Below are 20,196 nucleotides of genomic sequence, written 5' to 3'. Positions count from 1 at the left end.
ATTATAAAGAGGGATAGACCAATGACTAACTTAACTCGCCGCCAACAAATTGAAGCTCTGGAAAAAGACTGGGCAACTAACCCACGCTGGAAAAATGTGAAGCGTACTTACACTGCCGAGGAAGTGGTGGAACTGCGTGGCTCTATGGTGCCTGCAAACACAATTGCACAACGTGGTGCAGACAAACTTTGGTCACTGGTCAACGGTAGTGCGAAAAAAGGTTACGTAAACTGTCTTGGTGCGCTAACGGGTGGTCAAGCCGTTCAACAAGCTAAGGCAGGTATTGAAGCGATTTATCTGTCAGGCTGGCAGGTAGCGGCGGATAACAACACCGCTTCGACGATGTATCCAGACCAATCTCTTTACCCAGTAGATTCTGTACCGTCAGTAGTAAAGCGTATCAACAACTCATTCCGTCGTGCAGACCAAATTCAGTGGGCTGCTGGTAAGACGCCTGAAGATGAAGGTGGTATTGATTACTTCCTACCTATCGTAGCGGATGCTGAAGCGGGCTTTGGTGGTGTGCTTAACGCTTACGAACTAATGAAATCGATGATCGAAGCCGGTGCCGCGGGCGTTCACTTTGAAGACCAGTTAGCATCGGTGAAAAAGTGTGGCCATATGGGTGGTAAGGTATTAGTTCCTACGCAAGAAGCGGTACAAAAGCTCGTTGCAGCTCGTTTGGCTGCTGACGTAGCGGGTACAACAACATTAGTTATTGCTCGTACTGATGCGAATGCGGCGGATCTCATTACTTCAGATTGTGACCCATATGATAAAGACTTCATCGAAGGTGAGCGTACTCAAGAAGGTTTCTACCGCGTTCGCGCGGGTATCGACCAAGCGATTTCTCGCGGCCTGGCTTACGCACCATATGCAGACTTGATTTGGTGTGAAACGGCTACGCCATGTTTGGAAGAAGCACGTAAGTTTGCAGAAGCAATTCACGCTGAATACCCAGATCAATTGTTGGCGTACAACTGTTCGCCGTCCTTCAACTGGGAGAAAAACCTAGATGCAGAAACTATTGCTAAGTTCCAACAAGAGCTTGCAGACATGGGCTACAAGTACCAATTCATCACGCTAGCAGGCATTCACAACATGTGGTTCAACATGTTTGAACTGGCGCACGCTTACGCTCAAGGTGAAGGTATGCGTCATTATGTTGAGAAAGTTCAGCGTCCTGAATTCCAAGCAGCTGAAAAAGGCTATACGTTTGTTGCGCACCAACAAGAAGTAGGTACAGGTTACTTCGATAGAATGACCAATACTATCCAAGGTGGTAACTCTTCAGTGACAGCATTGACAGGTTCGACCGAAGAAGACCAATTCTAATTGGCAGAGAAACACTTCCTTAATCAGCGTCAGTAATGGCATTTTGAGCGGCAACCCTGCCGCTCTTTTTTCGTTTAACCGGTGTAAAAACGAAACTTACAACAAAGAGAATACGCTTGCGTACTACTCTTCCTGCTCGATTTCTTCAGGTTCCACTTCTTCTTGCAGTTCCAATAAGTTAATCGCAATGGTCACAAAGTCACTGTCAGTAATGATGCCGACCAATCGACCTTTGGTGACAACAGGTAGACAGCCAACTTTATGCTTTTGCATATAGATAGCGCTCTCTTTGAGCCCCGCGATAGGCTCTGCCGTCATGATATTGGTGTGCATCATTTCGTAGAGCGGTGTGTCTAAAGTAAAAGATTGTTCAGCCTCATCTGGGTGCAAGCTCGATTCTTGAGCAGCAAGAATGTCGCGTTGAGTCACCAAGCCTTGTAAGTGGTTATTGGCATCAACAACCGGAATGTGTCGAATATCAAGCGCATCCATCATGCTTTTTGCATCACGCAAGGTGTGCGTGCGCAGTAAGGTATGAGGATTACGAGTCATCATGTCTTCAACCTTGATCATAGAGACCTCCAGCGGCATTGTCCTTCTCTTAAATATAGAGAATATTTTTCTGTATATCTGGGAGCTAACTCGTTTTTCATCAATTAAATAGCACAATGCTGATGGGCTGCGTAATCTGTGTTTTATTGATGTTTTTATTAATTTGAATAAGTCGGTTTGTGTGCGAGTCAGTTGGCATTTTTAGTTGATATTGAATGTGTTCCCAAGGTAATCCAATGAATTGAATCGCACATTTTTATTCGCTGGATTTTCCAAGATTCTTCTCTCGAAGAAGATACGTCCAGGCTTACCAAATTGAAGACAGCAACCTAGATGAAACGAACAAAGTGTAACAAACTTATTGCGCTGGCAGTGGCGGCATTCAGTGTGCCATCAACACAGGCGATTGTGTTAGGAGATGAACAAACCGATCCTGTTGACCGCGTTACTTTGCGAGCAAGTAACATGGCAGAGTTTCCGCTGTGTGGTGGAACGATGCTGACAGAGCAATGGGTACTGACTGCGGCGCACTGTGTGGTGATGGGACAAGGAACCAATGAAGCAACCTACTATGTGACCCCGCCGGGTGAGCTGTCGGTGAATGCGAATGCGTATGAACTTAATTCTGCAGGGCTTGATAACTTTTATCCGGTGTCTCACGTTGTGGTTCATCCGGATTACACCCGGATTTCAAAAGCTGAGACCGACAGTAATGGCAACGTGAAACCTATCCAAACCGGTTTAGATTCAGACATCGCGTTGCTGTATCTCACGCGCCCAGTGGCAAACGCGAACTTTGCTGACCTAGCGAGTAAAGTTGACATGGAGAGTATCGAAGCACGTTTGGTGGCGGATTGGAACGATAATTACCTGACCAATCAACGTGTCGAAAATGTGCAAGTGTTTGGATGGGGGGCTACTCAGCCGGATGCTTCTGAACCTTCTAATACGCTCAAAACCACCATTAGCACATTTTTACCCATCGACAAATGTTATGAGCGTTTAGAAATTGGCAGCAGTTTTCCGGGGATCATTGATTCAAGAGACAACCAAACCAAAATTTGTACGCTACCAACACAAAACCATGTATTGGAGCCAGATAGCCATACTCAATATGGCAACTCTGCATGTAAAGGTGACAGTGGTGGCCCGTTGGTCGATGTGGCGACCGGCAAACAAATTGGTATTGTTAGTGGCGGCCCCCTTATTCTACCAACGTGTGGCTCTTTGACGATCCCAAGTTTCTACACCAAGGTGAGCCACTATTACGACTGGGTACAGTCTTACATCACTGCCGATGCGCCACCAAGTCGTTACATCATTGCGCCGAATTTTATCAAAAGTGCTAACAATGAAAGTGGTGACAATAAAGAGTGTCACGATGGCATTGCGACCAATAACTGTGATTTCAAAGGCTCAGATGATGAAGGTGGCAGTCTAGGGTTTTGGTTATTGGGTTTATTCGTGCCGTTATTCTTGTGGCGAAAGCGTGAGGTTTGATAGGGCGATTGGAATGCCAAACTAATAAGCAGCGGTATACGCTGCTTTGCTTTTTTCATGTTCTCTCTTTTGGGCTCAAATTAAAAATAGTGCCAAGTCATCGAGGCTTTTCACGTTTTATTACACTCTTCACCATGGCTTTTACTGCTATATTCTGGTGATTTGCTTGCTATTGCAGCATGTAAACATATACTAGTCTGCTGCGAAAAACTCGTCGCAATTTTATCGTCGCCTAGACGTGATTTGACCAATAGATAAGACAAGTAACATGCAAGTATCAGATTTCCATTTCGACCTTCCAGATGAACTCATCGCTCGCTACCCTCAACCAGAGCGTACCGCTAGCCGACTGCTGCAAATGGACGGCAATACCGGAGAGCTCATTGATGGCACATTTACTGATGTATTGGGCCAAGTTCAACCCGGTGACTTAGTGGTGTTTAATAATACTCGTGTTATTCCTGCTCGTCTTTTTGGCCGCAAGGAATCGGGCGGTAAATTAGAAGTGCTGGTGGAGCGCATGTTGGATGAGAAAAGCATCCTAGCGCACGTTCGTTGCTCTAAATCACCAAAACCAGGTACAACCATTATTGTTGGCGAGAATGATGAATATTCAGCAGAAATGGTTGCACGCCATGATGCTTTATTTGAACTGAAATTTAGTTCTGATAAGACGGTACTAGAAATTCTGGAAGAAATCGGCCATATGCCGCTTCCTCCTTACATCGACCGTCCAGACGAAGATGCAGATAAAGAGCGTTACCAAACGGTATATAATCAAAAGCCAGGTGCGGTTGCGGCACCGACAGCGGGCCTTCACTTTGATGATGTTCTCTTGGAGAAAATCAAAGCGAAAGGTGCAGAGTTTGCTTACGTTACTTTGCACGTTGGGGCGGGTACATTCCAGCCAGTAAAAGTGGAAAATATCAACGATCACCACATGCATGCCGAGTACGTAGAAGTACCACAAGAAGTCGTCGAAGCAATTAAAGCGACGAAAGCGCGTGGCGGACGAATTATTGCTGTTGGTACAACATCTGTGCGCTCACTTGAAAGTGCAGCGCAAGACGCATTGCAAAAAGGGACTGAGCTGGCCCCATTCTTTGGCGATACAGAAATCTTTATTTTCCCTGGTTACGAATATCAGCTGGTGGATTGCTTGATCACCAACTTCCACTTGCCTGAATCAACATTGATCATGTTGGTGAGTGCATTTGCTGGATACGAGAACACCATGAATGCTTACAAACATGCGGTGGAAAACAAATACCGTTTCTTCTCGTATGGCGATTCAATGTTCATCAAGAAGAAAACGGCGTAGTTAAAAATAGATTTACGAGTGCTAGCAGTAAGCTAGGAAATAAAGCATCCATTGCTTTGTCTCTCGCAAGGAAAAGCGACCGCTCCTTAAAGTAGGGTAGAGCCCTAAACACTCAGTCAGACTGTTTCTCTGACACCCGGAGGCATCGTGAAATTAAAATTCGATCTTAAGAAGAAAAACGGCAATGCACGTCGTGGTCAACTGACTTTCGAACGCGGCACTGTTCAAACTCCTGCGTTCATGCCAGTAGGTACTTACGGTACCGTTAAAGGTATGACACCAGAAGAAGTAAAAGGTACTGGTGCAGAAATTCTGCTAGGTAATACGTTCCACCTGTGGCTACGTCCTGGTCAAGAAGTGATGAAAATGCACGGTGACCTGCACGATTTTATGAACTGGCACGGTCCTATTCTTACTGATTCAGGCGGCTTCCAAGTATTCAGCCTTGGTAAGATGCGTACGATCACTGAAGAGGGTGTTCACTTTCGTAACCCAGTAAACGGTGACAAGATTTTCATGGACGCAGAAAAGTCGATGGAAATTCAAAAAGACCTGGGCTCTGACATCGTTATGATTTTTGACGAGTGTACGCCTTACCCAGCGACACACGATGAAGCGAAGAAATCGATGGAAATGTCATTACGCTGGGCACAGCGTTCACGTGACCACTTCGAGAAGCTAGAAAACCCGAACAACCTATTTGGTATTGTCCAAGGTGGTGTTTACGAAGATTTACGTGATGTGTCGGTAAAAGGTCTAACGGAAATCGGTTTTGACGGTTACGCGGTTGGTGGTTTGGCAGTAGGTGAGCCTAAAGAAGACATGCACCGTATTCTTGAGCATACTTGTCCTCAACTTCCTGAAGACAAACCTCGCTACTTGATGGGCGTAGGTAAGCCAGAAGACTTGGTTGAAGGTGTTCGTCGTGGTATCGACATGTTTGACTGTGTAATGCCAACGCGTAACGCACGTAATGGTCACTTATTTGTGACTGGTGGTGTGATCAAGATCCGTAATGCGAAACATAAAACGGATACAACACCATTGGATCCGCATTGTGACTGTTACACTTGTCAAAACTACAGCAAGTCGTACCTTCACCATTTAGAGCGTTGTAATGAAATCTTAGGCGCTCGCTTGAATACAATCCATAACCTGCGTTACTACCAACGTCTGATGGAAAGCATTCGTAAAGCAATTGATGAAGATCGCTTCGATGAATTTGTTACTGAGTTCTATGAGCGTCGTGGCCGTGAAGTGCCACCACTAGCAAAAGAGCAGTAATTGAAAAACTAAAAGAATTAAAGCCTTTGGCATGTCGCCAGAGGCTTTTGCTAATAAAGTAGGCTAACGCACGTTATTTTTGAGAGAGCGATCTCTATTAGTTACTCTCAGACTTGAATCTAAAATGCGAAAGCCCAATTTGTTTGATTATCAATAAAATATAATGAGGATGTTTTAATGTTTATTTCTCAGGCTCACGCAGCAGCAGAAGGCGCGCCAGCAGGCGGTGGTTTTGAAATGCTAATCATGCTTGGCATGTTCGCAGTGATCTTTTACTTCATGATTTATCGCCCACAAGCGAAACGCGTAAAAGAACACAAAAACCTAATGGCTTCTATGGGCAAAGGCGACGAAGTTTTAACTAGCGGTGGCCTAGTGGGTAAAATCACTAAGATTGCTGAAGACAATGACTACATTTCAATTGAGCTTAACGCGAACAATGAAGTAGTAATCAAGAAAGACTTCATCACTGCAGTGCTACCAAAAGGTACGCTTAAGTCTCTATAAAACAGCTAAAGGATCCTCGCTGTGCTAAACCGTTATCCATTATGGAAGTACTTGATGGTGCTTTTTGCCATCATCACCGCTGCGTTATACGCACTTCCAAATATCTACGGTGAAGATCCGGCTATTCAAGTTACAGGGGCGCGTGGCGCCTCTGTAGATATGTCAACGCTGGATGCTGTCACTACTGCTCTTAACAAAGAGCAACTTTCTCATAAATCCATTGCTCTCGAAGATGGATCAATTCTTGTTCGTTTTAACGACACTGACACACAAATCAGTGCTCGTGATGTCATCAGCGAAGCGCTAGGCAAAGACACAATTGTTGCACTTAACCTTGCACCTTCTACACCCGATTGGCTAGAAGCGATTGGCGCGTCACCATTGAAGCTAGGTCTTGACCTTCGCGGTGGTGTTCACTTCTTAATGGAAGTGGATATGGATGCAGCGATGGAAAAGCTTGTTGGTCAACAAGAAGAAGCTTTCCGTAGCGAACTTCGTGACGCCAAGATTCGTTACCGTGCAATCCGCCCTTCTGGAAAAGAAGCGGTAGAAGTGTTGTTGCGTAACGAAGAGCAATTAGCAGAAGCGAAAGCAACGCTAGAAAAGAATCACCCGGACATGATTTTTGTCGATTCTGATTCAAATGGCCGTTACGCTCTTACTGCAACCTTTACTGAGCAACGTTTACAAGAGATCCGTAACTATGCTGTTGAGCAAAACATTACGATTTTACGTAATCGTGTCAACGAACTAGGTGTTGCGGAACCATTGGTTCAACGTCAAGGTGCTAGTCGCATTGTAGTTGAACTGCCTGGTGTTCAAGACACTGCTCGTGCAAAAGAAATTCTCGGAGCTACGGCAACGCTTGAATTCCGTGAAGTTGATGATAAAGCTGACCTATCGGCAGCGGCAAATGGTCGTGCGCCAGCAGGTAGTGAAATCAAGATGGACCGTGATGGTCGCCCAGTTGTGCTTAAGAAGCGCGTTATTCTTGGCGGTCAAAGCATCACAGATGCAAGCTCAAGTGTTGATGAATATGGTCGTCCACAAGTTAACATCTCGCTAGACAGCGAAGGTGGTAATAAGATGTCTGCGTTCTCTAAGAAGAACATTGGTAAGCTAATGGCTACCGTGTTTGCAGAATACAAAGACAGTGGCCGTCGTACGCCTGAAGGCAAAGTTATTCTGGATAAGCATGAAGAAGTCATCAACCAAGCAACGATTCAATCGGCTCTTGGTCGTAACTTCCGTATCACAGGTATCGACTCTGCTGCAGAAGCACACAACCTAGCACTTTTACTACGTGCTGGTGCACTGATTGCACCTATCTCTATCGTTGAAGAACGTACCATTGGTCCATCAATGGGCCAGCAAAACATCGATATGGGTATCCAAGCATGTATCTGGGGTATGGTTGCCGTAATGCTATTTACGCTGCTTTACTACCGCGGCTTTGGTTTGATTGCAAACATTGCTCTAATGGCAAACTTAGTGCTTATCATTGGTGTTATGTCGATGATTCCAGGCGCTACCATGACGCTTCCGGGGATAGCCGGTATCGTGTTAACAGTCGGTATGGCAGTTGATGCGAACGTACTGATCTTCGAGCGTATCCGTGAAGAAATTCGTGATGGACGTAGTCCACAACAAGCGATTCACCAAGGTTACGCGAATGCATTCAGCACGATTGCTGATGCGAACATCACAACACTAATTACTGCAATCATTCTATTTGCGGTCGGTACAGGTGCGGTGAAAGGTTTCGCAGTTACTCTATCTATCGGTATCTTAACTTCAATGTTCACCGCCATTATTGGTACACGTTGTATCGTGAACCTGATCTACGGTGGCAAACGCGTTGATAAATTGTCGATCTAAGGCTGGGAATTAATATGTTTCAAATTCTAAAAGCAGAGAAGACGATCGGCTTTATGCGTTGGTCGAAAGTAGCATTCGTTTTTTCAATTATAATGATTGCTGCTTCTATCTTCACTTTGTCAACCAAGTGGCTTAATTGGGGTCTAGATTTCACTGGCGGTACTCTTATCGAGGTCGGTTTTGAACAGCCAGCAAACCTTGAAGAGATTCGTGCAGCACTAGATTCAAAAGGCTTTGGCGATGCGACAGTACAAAACTTCGGTAGTGCTCGTGAAGTCATGGTTCGTCTTCGTCCACGTGATGACGTTTCTGGTGAAACGCTAGGTAACCAAATCATTGGTGCTATCAAAGATGGTACTGGCGAAAGCGTAGAAATGCGTCGTATAGAGTTCGTAGGTCCCAACGTTGGTGATGAGCTAACAGAAGCTGGTGGTCTAGCGATCTTGGTATCGCTGATCTGTATTCTGCTTTATGTATCGATGCGATTTGAATGGCGTCTAGCGGCTGGTGCGGTAATGGCATTGGCTCACGATATAATTATCACGCTAGGTGTCTTCTCGTTTCTACAAATTGAAGTTGACCTGACTATCGTAGCTGCGCTACTGACGGTTGTGGGCTACTCACTCAACGATACCATCGTTGTATTTGACCGGATTCGTGAAAACTTCCGTAAGATGCGTAAGGGTGAACCTTCAGACATTATGGACGCCTCAATCACTCAAACGTTGAGCCGTACATTGATTACATCTGGTACGACGTTGTTCGTGGTAATTGCACTGTTCATGCAGGGTGGTGCTATGATTCACGGCTTTGCAACCGCACTTTTACTCGGTATCACTGTAGGTACTTACTCTTCTATCTACGTAGCATCAGCACTGGCTCTAAAACTGGGTATCCAGAAAGAGCACTTGATGCCACCTCAAGTAGAAAAAGAGGGTGCAGAGTTCGACGAAATGCCATAAGGCAGATTGAGAACCGAAAACAAAAACCGCTGAACAATCAGCGGTTTTTTTATGCCTGATAGATTTGAAAGTTTCATTTTTTTTTGAGGTACTTCCAGCTTGAATTGTAGTTTTTTGATTGAGTTGAATATCGGAAGTATGTTCAACAATTTCGGGAGGAAATAATGTCAAGGCAAGCTGAAATAAAAGTACAGTTACTGAAGTTTGTAGAGATTTCTTACAAGCACAATAAAGGTGTTACCACCAAGCTAGTTACTGGAGGGAAAAGGTTCAAGTTAGCAGTTGATGAGTCAGGTAAAGTAACTTTATCTGGTGAGCTTGGATTTACTAAGTTTGAAGTTTCAAAAGAAATGGTTGAAGAGCTGGGCATAAAATTAAAAGCCGTTTCTGTTACTTTTAAAACTACTCGTGATGGTGTTTTGACATACAGTGGGAGTGTTTCTCTTTTTGGTGTTGTTTCCTTTGGAGTTACTGGGCAGGTAAATGTCCGTGAGCTTTTAGAGCAGTGCGAGTGGGGGCTTTGTAAGTACAGATTTAAGCCGAGTAAAATTGATCAAGCGCTCCGTGAAGCTGGGGTTTAGTTGGTTATGCTAAATAGAATTCTACCTATTCCGGTTTTACTAAGTGTTTCAACGCCCTGCATCGCAAGTCCACTCCACGATACTTACCTTGATATACGTAATAATTTATACAAGATGCAGTATATAGAGGTGGTAGAAGCTATGGCAGGACCAAATCTATCGATTGAAGAGCTGAACAGTATTAAGTCTCACCCAATAAAATTTGGTCATCAATTTCCATTTTTATCATCTATCCCATCAAGTTTGGTTACAGAGCTGTCTTACTTTGAAGAGTACAGTGAGGATGGAGGAGTTGGATGTCTTTCTGTAAACGGCTTTGGTGATGTATACCAGCCAGTCACGGTTTCGCTGCAGTTTTTAATGAAGGAACAAATATGGAAGGTTAAGCACGTAAAAATAGACCACTTATCTGACTACGACCGTTTCTACAAACAGGCTGATTGTTCGAAATAAAAAAGCCCCGCTCAATGAGCGGGGCTTTCTAAAGTCATCAGCGTGACGGGCTATATATGACTTTCAAATCTTACTTAAGGATCGCGCTGTTACCGTTTTCGCGGATGTGCTTAAGGATAGATTTTACGCCACGAGCGCTTGAAGCAACGATGTTACCAGACTTCATGTAGTCAGTGCCGCCAGCAAAGTCTGTTAGGATTGCGCCAGCTTCACGAGCAATAAGCTCACCTGCTGCCATATCCCAAGGTTTTAGGCCTAGCTCGAAGTAACCATCAACACGGCCAGCAGCCACGTAACAAAGGTCAAGAGCAGCAGAGCCGCTACGACGGAAATCAGCACATTCAGTGAATAGCGCACCAACGATCTTGATGTAAGACTCAGCGTGTTGTTTCTGCTTGAATGGGAAGCCTGTTGCTAGAACAGTACCTTGAAGGTCTTTTAGTTGAGCAACACGAATACGTGCACTGTTTAGTTGAGCGCCGGCACCGCGTTGTGCAGTGAATAGCTCGTTTTGCATTGGATCGTAAACACAAGCAACTTCAGTTTTGCCCTTAATACGAACAGCGATAGAAACCGCGAAAGTTGGGTAACCTTTTACAAAGTTAGTGGTGCCATCCAGTGGGTCGATGATCCATTGTACGTCTTTATCTTTACCTTCGATAAGACCTTGTTCTTCAGCAACGATACAGTGCTCAGGGTAAGACTGCTTGATAGTATCGATGATGATGTATTCTGCTTCTTTGTCTACGTTAGTGACAAAGTCATTAGTGCCTTTAAGAGTAGATTCTACTTTATCAGTGTTTTCTAATGATTTAGCAATATGATTGCCTGCCTTTCGCGCAGCGCGAATAGCAATGTTTAGCATTGGATGCATACGAATTTCCCAACGGATGTTAAAGAACAAATGAAAGCGGCGGCGAGTATACCAGAGATAATCAAAAAGGGAAGTGGTTATTTTTTACTCTAATTGCGGCCGACTGAGTGTACAGATCATACTGCGGACGAGAACAATAACCAAGAATGAGAAGAGAGGTCTGCTTGCCTCTAGGGTGTCTTAAAAAACTATGATAACATTCTGCGGTTTTAATTTAGGTAGCAAACACAGATGTTGGATCAAGTAAAAATTGTACTCGTAGGTACCTCTCATTCAGGCAATATTGGCTCAGCAGCTCGAGCAATGAAAGTGATGGGTTTAAACCAACTAGTATTAGTCGATCCACAATGTGAAGTGGATGAACAAACTCTTGCTTTAGCTGCGGGTGCTGGTGATATTGCTCAAAATGCAAAGATTGTCGGCACATTAGAAGAAGCGGTTGAAGATTGTGGCCTTGTTGTGGGTTCTAGCGCCCGCTCTCGTACATTAGAATGGCCAATGCTCGAGCCACGTGAATGCGGTGAGAAATTTGCAGTTGAAGGCCGAAAGCATCCGGTTGCGCTCGTGTTTGGCCGAGAAAGAACTGGTTTGACAAACGAAGAGCTACAAAAGTGCCACTACCATGTTTGTATTCCCGCTAATCCTGAGTACAGCTCGCTTAACCTAGCGATGGCTGTACAAACTCTCAGTTACGAAGTGCGAGTTGCACACTTGAACTTAGAGCAAAGCCAGTTTTCCCCAAATGAATCGGAAGAATACCCGCGTCATCGAGAACTCGAATTGTTCTTCGAGCATCTTGAAAAGGTGATGGTTGAGACCCAGTTTATTAACAAAGAGCAACCTGGACAGGTGATGAATAAGTTGCGCCGTTTGTTCTCTCGTGCTCGACCAGAAACCCAAGAACTTAATATTCTACGAGGCGTTTTGACTTCGATAGAAAAGAAGTTCTGAGTGAATAATAACCACTTTAGATGTGAGGATGAATACCTGAGTAAAATGGTCAAATAAATACTTGACCAAATTACTCAGGTATGGAAAAATCTTAACCATTACAAACCATGTGGATACGGTGTGGTATGAAACTTACATCTAAAGGAAGATATGCGGTGACAGCCATGCTGGATGTGGCACTGCATTCGCAACAAAACCCTGTACCTCTGGCTGATATTTCAGAGCGTCAAGGGATCTCGCTCTCTTACTTAGAGCAGCTATTTTCAAAATTGCGTAAAGCAGGTCTCGTTGCCAGCGTTCGTGGCCCTGGTGGTGGTTACCGACTTGGTGCCGACGCTCACAGTATCGCTATTGGTACCGTGATTGCTGCCGTTGATGAGTCAGTAGATGCAACCAAATGCCAAGGTAAAGGAGATTGCCAAGGTGGAACACGTTGCCTTACTCACACGCTGTGGCGTGACCTAAGCTCTCGCATTAGTGACTTTTTGAATAACATCACTCTTGGTGAGTTGATGACAGACAATGAAGTACTCGAAATTTCTGATCGTCAGGACATTGATCTGGCGGTAACCCATGGGCTATCAAACAAAAATACAACCGCCGCGCCCATCGGTGTAAACGTCCGCTCTTAGCGGTCAGCTTTTTACATTGGAGTAGAGAATGAAACTGCCGATTTATCTTGATTATTCCGCTACATGTCCAGTTGATCCACGTGTTGCTGAAAAAATGGTTCAGTACATGACAATGGATGGCACATTTGGCAACCCAGCGTCACGTTCGCACCGTTACGGCTGGCAGGCAGAAGAAGCGGTCGATACTGCTCGTGAGCAAATTGCTGACCTTCTAAATGCAGATCCTCGCGAAATCGTATTTACATCTGGTGCGACAGAATCAGACAACCTTGCGATTAAAGGTGCAGCGCACTTTTACTCGAAGAAAGGCAAGCACGTAATCACTTGTAAAACAGAGCACAAAGCCGTTCTTGACCCATGTCGTCAACTTGAGCGTGAAGGCTTTGAAGTGACTTACCTTGAGCCAGAATCAAATGGCTTGATCGATCTAGAGAAGCTTAGAGCAGCCATGCGTGATGACACCGTGCTTGTGTCTATTATGCATGTAAACAACGAGATTGGTGTGGTTCAAGACATTACAGCGATCGGCGAACTGTGCCGTGAGCGTAAAATTGTTTTCCACGTGGACGCTGCGCAATCTGCAGGTAAATTACCAATCGACGTTCAAGAGATGAAAGTTGATCTAATTTCACTTTCTGCTCACAAAGTTTACGGTCCTAAAGGTATCGGTGCACTTTACGTACGTCGTAAGCCTCGTATTCGTCTTGAAGCGCAAATGCACGGTGGCGGTCATGAGCGTGGTTTCCGCTCTGGTACACTACCTACTCACCAAATCGTAGGCATGGGTGAAGCATTCCGCATTGCAAAAGAAGACATGCAAAAAGATTACGATCATGCTTTAGCGCTTCGTAACCGTCTTTTTGATGGCGTGAAAGACTTAGAAGCAGTGACGGTAAACGGTGACTTTGAGCAGCGTGTACCACACAACCTAAACATCAGTTTCGCATTCGTAGAAGGTGAATCACTACTAATGTCGCTTAAAGATCTAGCGGTATCTTCTGGTAGTGCTTGTACGTCTGCAAGCCTTGAGCCTTCTTACGTTCTTCGTGCCCTAGGCATGGATGACGAATTGGCTCACAGCTCGGTTCGTTTCTCGTTTGGTCGTTTCACGACTGAAGAAGAAATTGATTACGCAATTGAACAAATCCGCGTTGCAGTGACTAAGCTACGCGACATGTCTCCTCTATGGGATATGTACAAAGAAGGGATTGATTTGAGCACTGTTGAATGGGCTCACCATTAATCTCAGGGATTGAAATAGAGGATTCGAGGTAATTTATCATGGCATACAGCGAAAAAGTAATTGATCACTACGAGAACCCACGTAACGTTGGTTCATTCGATAAAGAAGATCCATCAGTAGGTAGCGGCATGGTTGGCGCTCCTGCGTGTGGTGACGTAATGAAGCTTCAAATCAAAGTGACACCTGAAGGTATCATCGAAGATGCGAAGTTCAAAACATACGGTTGTGGTAGTGCAATCGCATCAAGCTCACTAGTAACTGAGTGGGTAAAAGGTAAGTCAGTTGATGAAGCGGCAGCAATTAAAAACTCTGAGATTGCTGAAGAGCTAGAGCTTCCACCAGTGAAAGTTCACTGTTCTATTCTTGCTGAAGATGCAATCAAAGCAGCGGTTGCTGACTACAAGAAAAAACACCAAGAATAATTATTCCGTAATATAATGGGAGCTTTGACGCTCCCATTCCAATCGAAATTTAGACAGACTAAGGTGCAGTATGGCCATCACAATGACAGAATCAGCGGCAAGTCGCGTAAGAGCATTCCTAGATAACCGAGGCAAAGGTATCGGTTTACGTCTTGGAGTGAAGACGACTGGCTGTTCCGGCATGGCATACGTACTTGAGTTTGTTGATGAGCTCAATGAAGAAGACGAAGTATTTGAACTCTCTGGAGTGAAAATTATCATCGATCAAAAGAGCTTAGTGTACCTAGATGGTACTGAATTGGATTACGTGAAAGAAGGGTTGAATGAAGGTTTTGAATTCAACAACCCTAACGCGAAAAGTGAATGTGGTTGTGGTGAAAGCTTCAACGTCTAATTGATTGTCCTTCTGGGCAAACGAGTCCGGAAGGCTTTACTAGGACCCGAACTTAATGAATCACTTTGAATTATTTGGGCTACCAAGTCAGTTTAAGCTGGATGGTAGCCTTCTTTCTTCTCAGTTCCGAGAACTACAAAAACGCTTCCACCCGGATAACTTTGCAACGGGCTCAGAACGTGACCGTTTGATGGCGGTGCAAAAGGCGGCGCAAATCAACGATGCCTATCAAGTTCTGAAAAATCCTATTTCTCGCGCCGAGTATATCCTCGCAGAGCAAGGTGTTGAGATCCGAGGTGAACAGCAAACAATGCAAGATCCGATGTTCTTAATGGAGCAAATGGAACTGCGCGAAGAACTGGAAGAGATTGCTGACAAGTCCGATCCTGAATCGGCGCTTTTTGACTTCGACTCTAAGGTCAGCAAAATGTACAAACAGCATCTGGCAAGCGTCGAGCAAGAGCTTGATGATGGTCTATGGGCTGAAGCCGCAGACCGAGTTCGTAAGCTAAAATTCATTGCCAAACTAAAGAACGAAATTGAGCTAGTCGAAGACAAACTCCTCGGCTAGTAAGCGTGACAAGGACCTATCATGGCACTACTTCAAATCGCAGAACCGGGCCAAAGCTCGGCACCTCATGAGCATAAGTTAGCAGCGGGTATCGACTTAGGTACTACCAACTCTTTGGTTGCTTCTGTACGTAGCGGCGATGCAACTCCACTTGCGGACGAGCAGGGCCGTACTATTTTACCTTCAGTCGTTAATTACGCTGAGGAAACGTTAACGGTCGGCCACGAAGCCAAAGCCAAAGCAGAGTTTGAACCAGAGAACACGATTATCTCTGTAAAACGTTTGATCGGTCGTTCATTAAAGGACATTCAGTCCCGTTACTCTTCACTTCCTTATCGTTTTAAAGAGAGTGAAAACGGCCTGCCAATTTTGCAAACACCTCAAGGTGACAAAAACCCGATTGAAGTATCTGCGGACATCCTAAAAGTATTGGGTAAGCGAGCTGAAGATACGTTAGGTGGTGAGTTAGCAGGTGTCGTTATTACCGTTCCTGCTTACTTTGATGACGCGCAACGTGCAGGTACAAAAGATGCGGCGAAATTAGCTGGTCTTCATGTTCTCCGTCTACTTAACGAACCAACCGCTGCGGCAATTGCTTATGGCCTAGACTCAGGTCAAGAAGGTGTGATTGCGGTTTACGATCTAGGTGGCGGTACTTTTGATATCTCTATCCTACGTTTATCGAAAGGCGTATTTGAAGTATTAGCAACAGGTGGCGACTCTGCATTAGGCGGTGACGACTTCGACCATTTATTTGCCGATTATTTAATGGAGCAAGCGGGTCTAGAAGCGCCGCTTTCTGCAGAAAAGAACCGTACACTGTTGAACATTGCTACTGAAGCTAAGATTGCTTTCTCTGAGCAAGACAGTGTTGACGTTGACGTTTTTGGTTGGAAAGGCACCGTGACTCGCGAGCAGTTCGAAGATCTGATTCGTCCGCTAGTGAAGAAAACACTGATGTCTTGTCGTCGCGCATTAAAAGATGCGGATGTCGACGCAGATGAAGTACTCGAGGTCGTCATGGTTGGTGGCTCAACCCGTACATTGCTGGTTCGTGAAATGGTAGGCGAGTTTTTTGGTCGCACACCCCTGACAAGCATTAACCCTGATGAAGTTGTTGCAATCGGCGCGGGTATCCAAGCAGACATTCTCGCGGGTAACAAGCCTGACTCTGAAATGTTGCTTCTTGATGTGATTCCACTGTCGCTCGGTATTGAAACCATGGGTGGTTTGGTCGAGAAGATCATCCCCCGCAACACTACGATTCCCGTTGCGCGTGCGCAAGAATTTACCACATTCAAAGATGGCCAAACGGCGATGAGTGTTCATGTGGTACAAGGTGAACGTGAAATGGTTGATGACTGTCGTTCACTTGCTCGCTTCTCGTTAAAAGGTATTCCTCCGATGGCAGCGGGTGCGGCACATATTCGCGTGACTTACCAAGTTGACGCTGATGGCCTTCTTTCTGTTACGGCAATGGAGAAGAGCACTGGTGTTCAATCAGAGATTCAAGTAAAACCTTCTTACGGCTTAAGTGACAATGAAGTGGCGGATATGTTGCGTGATTCAATGACGCACGCAAAAGAAGACATGCAAGCTCGTGCCTTAGCTGAGCAGCGTGTTGAAGCCGACCGAGTGATAGAAGGTTTGATTGCAGCGATGCAAGCTGATGGTGATGACTTACTATCAGAACAAGAGAAACAAAACTTGATTAAAGCCATCGAAGCCTTGATTGAGCTGCGTAATGGTGATGATGCAGATGCGATAGAGCAAGGCATTAAAGATACCGATAAAGCGAGCCAAGATTTCGCATCACGCCGTATGGATAAATCGATTCGAGCTGCGTTGTCAGGTCAATCAGTAGACGATATATAAGAGATAAGTAGTTATGCCTAAGATTATTGTATTACCACACGACGATTTGTGCCCAGAAGGTGCAGTGTTGGAAGCAAACTCTGGTGACACCGTTCTAGACGTAGCGCTAAAAAACGGTATCGGTATTGAACATGCGTGTGAGAAGTCATGTGCGTGTACTACCTGCCACGTAATCATCCGTGAAGGTTTTGATTCACTAGAAGAAAGTGAAGAACTAGAAGACGACATGCTAGATAAAGCGTGGGGTCTAGAGCCTGAGTCACGCCTAGGGTGTCAGGCGAGAATTGCTGATGAAGACTTGGTGGTAGAAATTCCTAAATACACACTAAACCACGCTTCAGAAGATCACTAAAACTATCTTCCCAATATAGGGAAGAAGCAAAAGGAAGATGAGCAATGAAATGGACAGATTCTCGCGATATCGCGATTGAACTTTGTGACAAGTTTCCAGATGTCGATCCAAAAACAGTGCGTTTTACCGATCTTCATCAATGGATCATGGAGTTAGATGAGTTTGACGATGAGCCAAACCGTTCTAATGAAAAGATTCTAGAAGCCGTTATCATGTGCTGGATGGACGAAGCGGACTAAGTCTGTAAAACACAGCCTAGTTAACAATTCTTACTAAAAAAAGCGGACCTTTAGGTCCGTTTTTTTATCCAATTGACATTTTTGCCCTACATAATGCTAACATCCGTGAGTTATTAAAAAGAAGCAGCGTAGGCAACGCTGCTATAAGACAAGGAGAAACCATGTCTACACAGATGTCTGTATTTTTAAGTCAAGAGTCGGCAGCACCACATTGGGGTGAAAAAGCACTGCTTTCATTCGCTGAAAACGGCGCAACTATTCACTTAGGTGAAGGTCATGATCTCGGCGCAATTCAACGTGCAGCTCGTCAGCTAGATGGCCAAGGAATTCGTTCTATTTTTCTTTCTGGTGATAACTGGGATCTAGAGAGCGTATGGGCTTTCCACCAAGGGTTCCGTAACCCTAAAAAACATGGCTCAGTTGAGTGGGCAGCATTGTCTGATGAAGATCAAGCAGAGCTTCAAGCTCGTATTACTTCGACTGATTTTACCCGCGATATTATCAACAAAACGGCAGAAGAAGTTGCTCCTCGTCAGCTAGCGACAATGGCTGCTGAATTCATTAAATCTGTTGCGCCGAAAGGCACTGTGACAGCACGTATCGTCAAAGACAAAGACTTGTTGGCAGAAGGTTGGGAAGGTATTTACGCAGTAGGCCGTGGTTCTGAGCGTACTTCTGCGATGCTTCAGTTAGACTACAACCCAACTGGTGACGAAAACGCACCTGTATTCGCATGTCTTGTGGGTAAAGGCATCACCTTTGATTCCGGTGGTTACAGCTTGAAGCCTTCTACCTTCATGAGTGCAATGAAAGCAGATATGGGTGGCTCGGGTACTATCACTGGTGGCCTAGGATTAGCTATCTTGCGCGGTTTAAACAAGCGCGTAAAACTGATCTTGTGTTGTGCTGAGAACATGGTTTCTGGCCGTGCCCTTAAGCTTGGCGACATCATCACTTACAAAAACGGCAAAACCGTTGAGATTATGAATACCGACGCGGAAGGTCGCTTGGTGCTTGCAGACGGTCTTATCTACGCCAGTGAGCAAAAGCCTGAGTTAATTATTGACTGCGCGACGCTAACAGGCGCAGCGAAGAATGCGTTAGGTAACGATTACCATGCGCTAATGAGCTTTGATGATGAGCTATCGCATCAAGCCCTCACGGCGGCAAACCAGGAAAAAGAAGGCTTGTGGCCGCTACCACTTGCTGATTTCCATCGAGAAATGTTGCCATCTAATTTTGCCGATTTATCGAATATCAGCTCTGGTGATTATTCTCCAGGTGCAAGTACTGCTGCTGCATTCTTGTCTTACTTCGTTGAGGACTACAAGAAAGGCTGGTTACATTTCGACTGTGCGGGTACGTATCGTAAAGCCGCTTCTGATAAATGGGCTGCGGGAGCAACGGGGATGGGTGTTCGTACACTTGCTCGTTTCCTCAATGAGCAAGCTGGAAAATAAGATTGATTGCAGCACTCTCTTGTTTGAGTGCTGCTCTTACCCAGTAAGTCACTTTAAAAGCACAACTATTATTACAAGTACAGAAAGGAAATTTTATGGCTCTAGAAAGAACATTTTCAATCATTAAGCCTGATGCTGTAGAGCGAAACCTAATTGGTGAAATCTACAATCGTATTGAAAAGGCTGGCCTACGTATCATCGCTGCCAAAATGGTTCACCTGACAGAAGATCAGGCAAGCGGCTTTTATGCAGAGCATGAAGGTAAAGAGTTTTTCCCTCCTCTAAAAGAGTTCATGACATCTGGTCCTATTATGGTTCAGGTATTGGAAGGCGAAAATGCGATTGCACGTTACCGCGAGCTAATGGGTAAAACCAACCCAGAGGACGCGGCATGTGGCACTTTGCGTGCTGATTACGCACTCAGCATGCGTCACAATTCAGTTCATGGTTCAGATAGCCCTGAGTCTGCCGCTCGTGAAATTGAGTTTTTCTTCCCTGAATCAGAAGTTTTCTCTCGCTAACTCGTTCATGCATCACTTTTGCGTGATGATCTAGTTCGTAATAACCTCGGATTTGTCCGAGGTTTTTTATTCCGCGTTCTCCATTTCCCCGGCGAGTTCATTCGTAATTATTCGCGAAGACGTTGGCTAATTTGAGCATCTTACAGGGGGAAAGCTTAGTTAAGTGTGTTTGTTCTCACTGTTTTCTCTGTATCACTTCTACGCTTTTGCTGTCGGTTGTCTAATCATTATTCTCACCGTAAAGTCTGATTAAAATTTAAACGTTTTTATTTTAATGCCTTAGCAAACT

General features: G+C 44.9%; 22 protein-coding genes. 20 read left to right on the top strand and 2 right to left on the bottom strand.

Annotation, left to right across the window (positions count from 1 at the left end; genetic code table 11):
* The first annotated feature begins 21 nt into the window (after nucleotides 1-21).
* Nucleotides 22-1,335 (top strand): isocitrate lyase, encoded by a 1,314-nt coding sequence (aceA, locus tag R8N46_RS15785; protein ID WP_005381733.1) that lies wholly within the window; start codon nucleotides 22-24, stop codon nucleotides 1,333-1,335.
* A gap of 123 nt (nucleotides 1,336-1,458) precedes the next feature.
* Here the strand turns inward: aceA and R8N46_RS15780 are convergent, their stop codons facing one another.
* Nucleotides 1,459-1,908, bottom strand: a complete 450-nt coding sequence (locus R8N46_RS15780) for a CBS domain-containing protein (RefSeq protein WP_017820562.1) — start codon at nucleotides 1,906-1,908, stop codon at nucleotides 1,459-1,461.
* Between the two features lie 312 nt (nucleotides 1,909-2,220).
* On the opposite strand from R8N46_RS15780, the gene R8N46_RS15775 reads away from it, so the two are divergent.
* From R8N46_RS15775 to R8N46_RS15740, 8 genes are all read left to right on the top strand, one after another.
* Entirely contained in the window at nucleotides 2,221-3,387 is a 1,167-nt protein-coding gene (locus tag R8N46_RS15775) for a trypsin-like serine protease (protein ID WP_318098477.1), read from the top strand.
* Nucleotides 3,388-3,655: 268 nt separating this feature from the next.
* Nucleotides 3,656-4,708 carry a tRNA preQ1(34) S-adenosylmethionine ribosyltransferase-isomerase QueA gene (gene queA, locus R8N46_RS15770; protein ID WP_005381728.1) on the top strand — a complete coding sequence of 351 codons (1,053 nt, stop codon included), beginning with the start codon at nucleotides 3,656-3,658 and terminating at the stop codon, nucleotides 4,706-4,708.
* A gap of 147 nt (nucleotides 4,709-4,855) precedes the next feature.
* Nucleotides 4,856-5,992 (top strand): tRNA guanosine(34) transglycosylase Tgt, encoded by a 1,137-nt coding sequence (gene tgt, locus R8N46_RS15765; RefSeq protein WP_005381727.1) that lies wholly within the window; start codon nucleotides 4,856-4,858, stop codon nucleotides 5,990-5,992.
* A 177-nt stretch (nucleotides 5,993-6,169) separates the two neighbouring features.
* The gene (gene yajC, locus R8N46_RS15760) at nucleotides 6,170-6,499 is read left to right on the top strand and encodes a preprotein translocase subunit YajC (protein ID WP_005381725.1); all 330 of its coding nucleotides are present in this window, start codon (nucleotides 6,170-6,172) and stop codon (nucleotides 6,497-6,499) included.
* 21 nt (nucleotides 6,500-6,520) lie between these two features.
* Nucleotides 6,521-8,377 carry a protein translocase subunit SecD gene (secD, locus tag R8N46_RS15755; RefSeq protein ID WP_005381724.1) on the top strand — a complete coding sequence of 619 codons (1,857 nt, stop codon included), beginning with the start codon at nucleotides 6,521-6,523 and terminating at the stop codon, nucleotides 8,375-8,377.
* A gap of 14 nt (nucleotides 8,378-8,391) precedes the next feature.
* Nucleotides 8,392-9,339, top strand: coding sequence for a protein translocase subunit SecF (gene secF / locus R8N46_RS15750; protein ID WP_005383689.1), 948 nt, complete (start codon nucleotides 8,392-8,394; stop codon nucleotides 9,337-9,339).
* A 164-nt stretch (nucleotides 9,340-9,503) separates the two neighbouring features.
* Complete coding sequence (locus R8N46_RS15745; RefSeq protein ID WP_017633921.1) at nucleotides 9,504-9,920, top strand: hypothetical protein; 417 nt, start codon at nucleotides 9,504-9,506, stop codon at nucleotides 9,918-9,920.
* A 141-nt stretch (nucleotides 9,921-10,061) separates the two neighbouring features.
* On the top strand, nucleotides 10,062-10,373 hold the full coding sequence (locus R8N46_RS15740) for a hypothetical protein (protein ID WP_017633920.1): 312 nt from the start codon (nucleotides 10,062-10,064) through the stop codon (nucleotides 10,371-10,373).
* A 70-nt stretch (nucleotides 10,374-10,443) separates the two neighbouring features.
* Here the strand turns inward: R8N46_RS15740 and suhB are convergent, their stop codons facing one another.
* On the bottom strand, nucleotides 10,444-11,247 hold the full coding sequence (gene suhB / locus R8N46_RS15735) for an inositol-1-monophosphatase (protein WP_005381722.1): 804 nt from the start codon (nucleotides 11,245-11,247) through the stop codon (nucleotides 10,444-10,446).
* A 231-nt stretch (nucleotides 11,248-11,478) separates the two neighbouring features.
* Between suhB and trmJ the strand changes: the two genes are divergently transcribed.
* The 11 genes from trmJ (at nucleotide 11,479) to ndk (ending at nucleotide 19,907) form a co-directional block, all read left to right on the top strand.
* Nucleotides 11,479-12,198 (top strand): tRNA (cytosine(32)/uridine(32)-2'-O)-methyltransferase TrmJ, encoded by a 720-nt coding sequence (gene trmJ / locus R8N46_RS15730; RefSeq protein WP_017633919.1) that lies wholly within the window; start codon nucleotides 11,479-11,481, stop codon nucleotides 12,196-12,198.
* Nucleotides 12,199-12,323: 125 nt separating this feature from the next.
* On the top strand, nucleotides 12,324-12,830 hold the full coding sequence (gene iscR, locus R8N46_RS15725; RefSeq protein WP_005381720.1) for a Fe-S cluster assembly transcriptional regulator IscR: 507 nt from the start codon (nucleotides 12,324-12,326) through the stop codon (nucleotides 12,828-12,830).
* A 28-nt stretch (nucleotides 12,831-12,858) separates the two neighbouring features.
* On the top strand, nucleotides 12,859-14,073 hold the full coding sequence (locus R8N46_RS15720; protein ID WP_005381719.1) for an IscS subfamily cysteine desulfurase: 1,215 nt from the start codon (nucleotides 12,859-12,861) through the stop codon (nucleotides 14,071-14,073).
* Between the two features lie 38 nt (nucleotides 14,074-14,111).
* On the top strand, nucleotides 14,112-14,495 hold the full coding sequence (gene iscU / locus R8N46_RS15715) for a Fe-S cluster assembly scaffold IscU (protein ID WP_005381718.1): 384 nt from the start codon (nucleotides 14,112-14,114) through the stop codon (nucleotides 14,493-14,495).
* Between the two features lie 70 nt (nucleotides 14,496-14,565).
* Nucleotides 14,566-14,889 carry an iron-sulfur cluster assembly protein IscA gene (gene iscA / locus R8N46_RS15710; RefSeq protein ID WP_005381717.1) on the top strand — a complete coding sequence of 108 codons (324 nt, stop codon included), beginning with the start codon at nucleotides 14,566-14,568 and terminating at the stop codon, nucleotides 14,887-14,889.
* A 55-nt stretch (nucleotides 14,890-14,944) separates the two neighbouring features.
* Nucleotides 14,945-15,460: a co-chaperone HscB gene (hscB, locus tag R8N46_RS15705; RefSeq protein WP_033905803.1), complete on the top strand. Its 516-nt coding sequence runs from the start codon at nucleotides 14,945-14,947 to the stop codon at nucleotides 15,458-15,460.
* A gap of 21 nt (nucleotides 15,461-15,481) precedes the next feature.
* Nucleotides 15,482-17,335, top strand: a complete 1,854-nt coding sequence (gene hscA, locus R8N46_RS15700) for a Fe-S protein assembly chaperone HscA (RefSeq protein ID WP_017820567.1) — start codon at nucleotides 15,482-15,484, stop codon at nucleotides 17,333-17,335.
* 13 nt (nucleotides 17,336-17,348) lie between these two features.
* Nucleotides 17,349-17,687, top strand: coding sequence for an ISC system 2Fe-2S type ferredoxin (gene fdx / locus R8N46_RS15695; protein ID WP_005381713.1), 339 nt, complete (start codon nucleotides 17,349-17,351; stop codon nucleotides 17,685-17,687).
* Between the two features lie 44 nt (nucleotides 17,688-17,731).
* On the top strand, nucleotides 17,732-17,926 hold the full coding sequence (gene iscX / locus R8N46_RS15690; RefSeq protein ID WP_005381711.1) for a Fe-S cluster assembly protein IscX: 195 nt from the start codon (nucleotides 17,732-17,734) through the stop codon (nucleotides 17,924-17,926).
* 161 nt (nucleotides 17,927-18,087) lie between these two features.
* Nucleotides 18,088-19,386: an aminopeptidase PepB gene (gene pepB, locus R8N46_RS15685; RefSeq protein WP_005381709.1), complete on the top strand. Its 1,299-nt coding sequence runs from the start codon at nucleotides 18,088-18,090 to the stop codon at nucleotides 19,384-19,386.
* 95 nt (nucleotides 19,387-19,481) lie between these two features.
* Nucleotides 19,482-19,907 carry a nucleoside-diphosphate kinase gene (ndk, locus tag R8N46_RS15680; RefSeq protein ID WP_005381702.1) on the top strand — a complete coding sequence of 142 codons (426 nt, stop codon included), beginning with the start codon at nucleotides 19,482-19,484 and terminating at the stop codon, nucleotides 19,905-19,907.
* Nucleotides 19,908-20,196: the final 289 nt, after the last annotated feature.

Origin of the sequence: Vibrio sp. 1874, from assembly GCF_033344395.1 — a bacterium.
GTDB classification, from domain to species: domain Bacteria; phylum Pseudomonadota; class Gammaproteobacteria; order Enterobacterales; family Vibrionaceae; genus Vibrio; species Vibrio alginolyticus.
The sequence above is the reverse complement of the archived record's forward strand: the minus strand, read 5'-3'. Positions and strand labels throughout refer to the sequence as shown.

Bases quoted from the DNA above. Each gene is read 5' to 3' on its own strand.
- aceA (WP_005381733.1), top strand. From the start codon at position 22: ATGACTAACTTAACTCGCCGCCAACAAATTGAAGCTCTGGAAAAAGAC.
- R8N46_RS15780 (WP_017820562.1), bottom strand. From the start codon at position 1,908: ATGATCAAGGTTGAAGACATGATGACTCGTAATCCTCATACCTTACTG.
- R8N46_RS15775 (WP_318098477.1), top strand. From the start codon at position 2,221: ATGAAACGAACAAAGTGTAACAAACTTATTGCGCTGGCAGTGGCGGCA.
- queA (WP_005381728.1), top strand. From the start codon at position 3,656: ATGCAAGTATCAGATTTCCATTTCGACCTTCCAGATGAACTCATCGCT.
- yajC (WP_005381725.1), top strand. From the start codon at position 6,170: ATGTTTATTTCTCAGGCTCACGCAGCAGCAGAAGGCGCGCCAGCAGGC.
- secF (WP_005383689.1), top strand. From the start codon at position 8,392: ATGTTTCAAATTCTAAAAGCAGAGAAGACGATCGGCTTTATGCGTTGG.
- R8N46_RS15745 (WP_017633921.1), top strand. From the start codon at position 9,504: ATGTCAAGGCAAGCTGAAATAAAAGTACAGTTACTGAAGTTTGTAGAG.
- R8N46_RS15740 (WP_017633920.1), top strand. From the start codon at position 10,062: ATGGCAGGACCAAATCTATCGATTGAAGAGCTGAACAGTATTAAGTCT.
- suhB (WP_005381722.1), bottom strand. From the start codon at position 11,247: ATGCATCCAATGCTAAACATTGCTATTCGCGCTGCGCGAAAGGCAGGC.
- trmJ (WP_017633919.1), top strand. From the start codon at position 11,479: ATGTTGGATCAAGTAAAAATTGTACTCGTAGGTACCTCTCATTCAGGC.
- iscR (WP_005381720.1), top strand. From the start codon at position 12,324: ATGAAACTTACATCTAAAGGAAGATATGCGGTGACAGCCATGCTGGAT.
- R8N46_RS15720 (WP_005381719.1), top strand. From the start codon at position 12,859: ATGAAACTGCCGATTTATCTTGATTATTCCGCTACATGTCCAGTTGAT.
- iscU (WP_005381718.1), top strand. From the start codon at position 14,112: ATGGCATACAGCGAAAAAGTAATTGATCACTACGAGAACCCACGTAAC.
- iscA (WP_005381717.1), top strand. From the start codon at position 14,566: ATGGCCATCACAATGACAGAATCAGCGGCAAGTCGCGTAAGAGCATTC.
- hscB (WP_033905803.1), top strand. From the start codon at position 14,945: ATGAATCACTTTGAATTATTTGGGCTACCAAGTCAGTTTAAGCTGGAT.
- hscA (WP_017820567.1), top strand. From the start codon at position 15,482: ATGGCACTACTTCAAATCGCAGAACCGGGCCAAAGCTCGGCACCTCAT.
- fdx (WP_005381713.1), top strand. From the start codon at position 17,349: ATGCCTAAGATTATTGTATTACCACACGACGATTTGTGCCCAGAAGGT.
- iscX (WP_005381711.1), top strand. From the start codon at position 17,732: ATGAAATGGACAGATTCTCGCGATATCGCGATTGAACTTTGTGACAAG.
- pepB (WP_005381709.1), top strand. From the start codon at position 18,088: ATGTCTACACAGATGTCTGTATTTTTAAGTCAAGAGTCGGCAGCACCA.
- ndk (WP_005381702.1), top strand. From the start codon at position 19,482: ATGGCTCTAGAAAGAACATTTTCAATCATTAAGCCTGATGCTGTAGAG.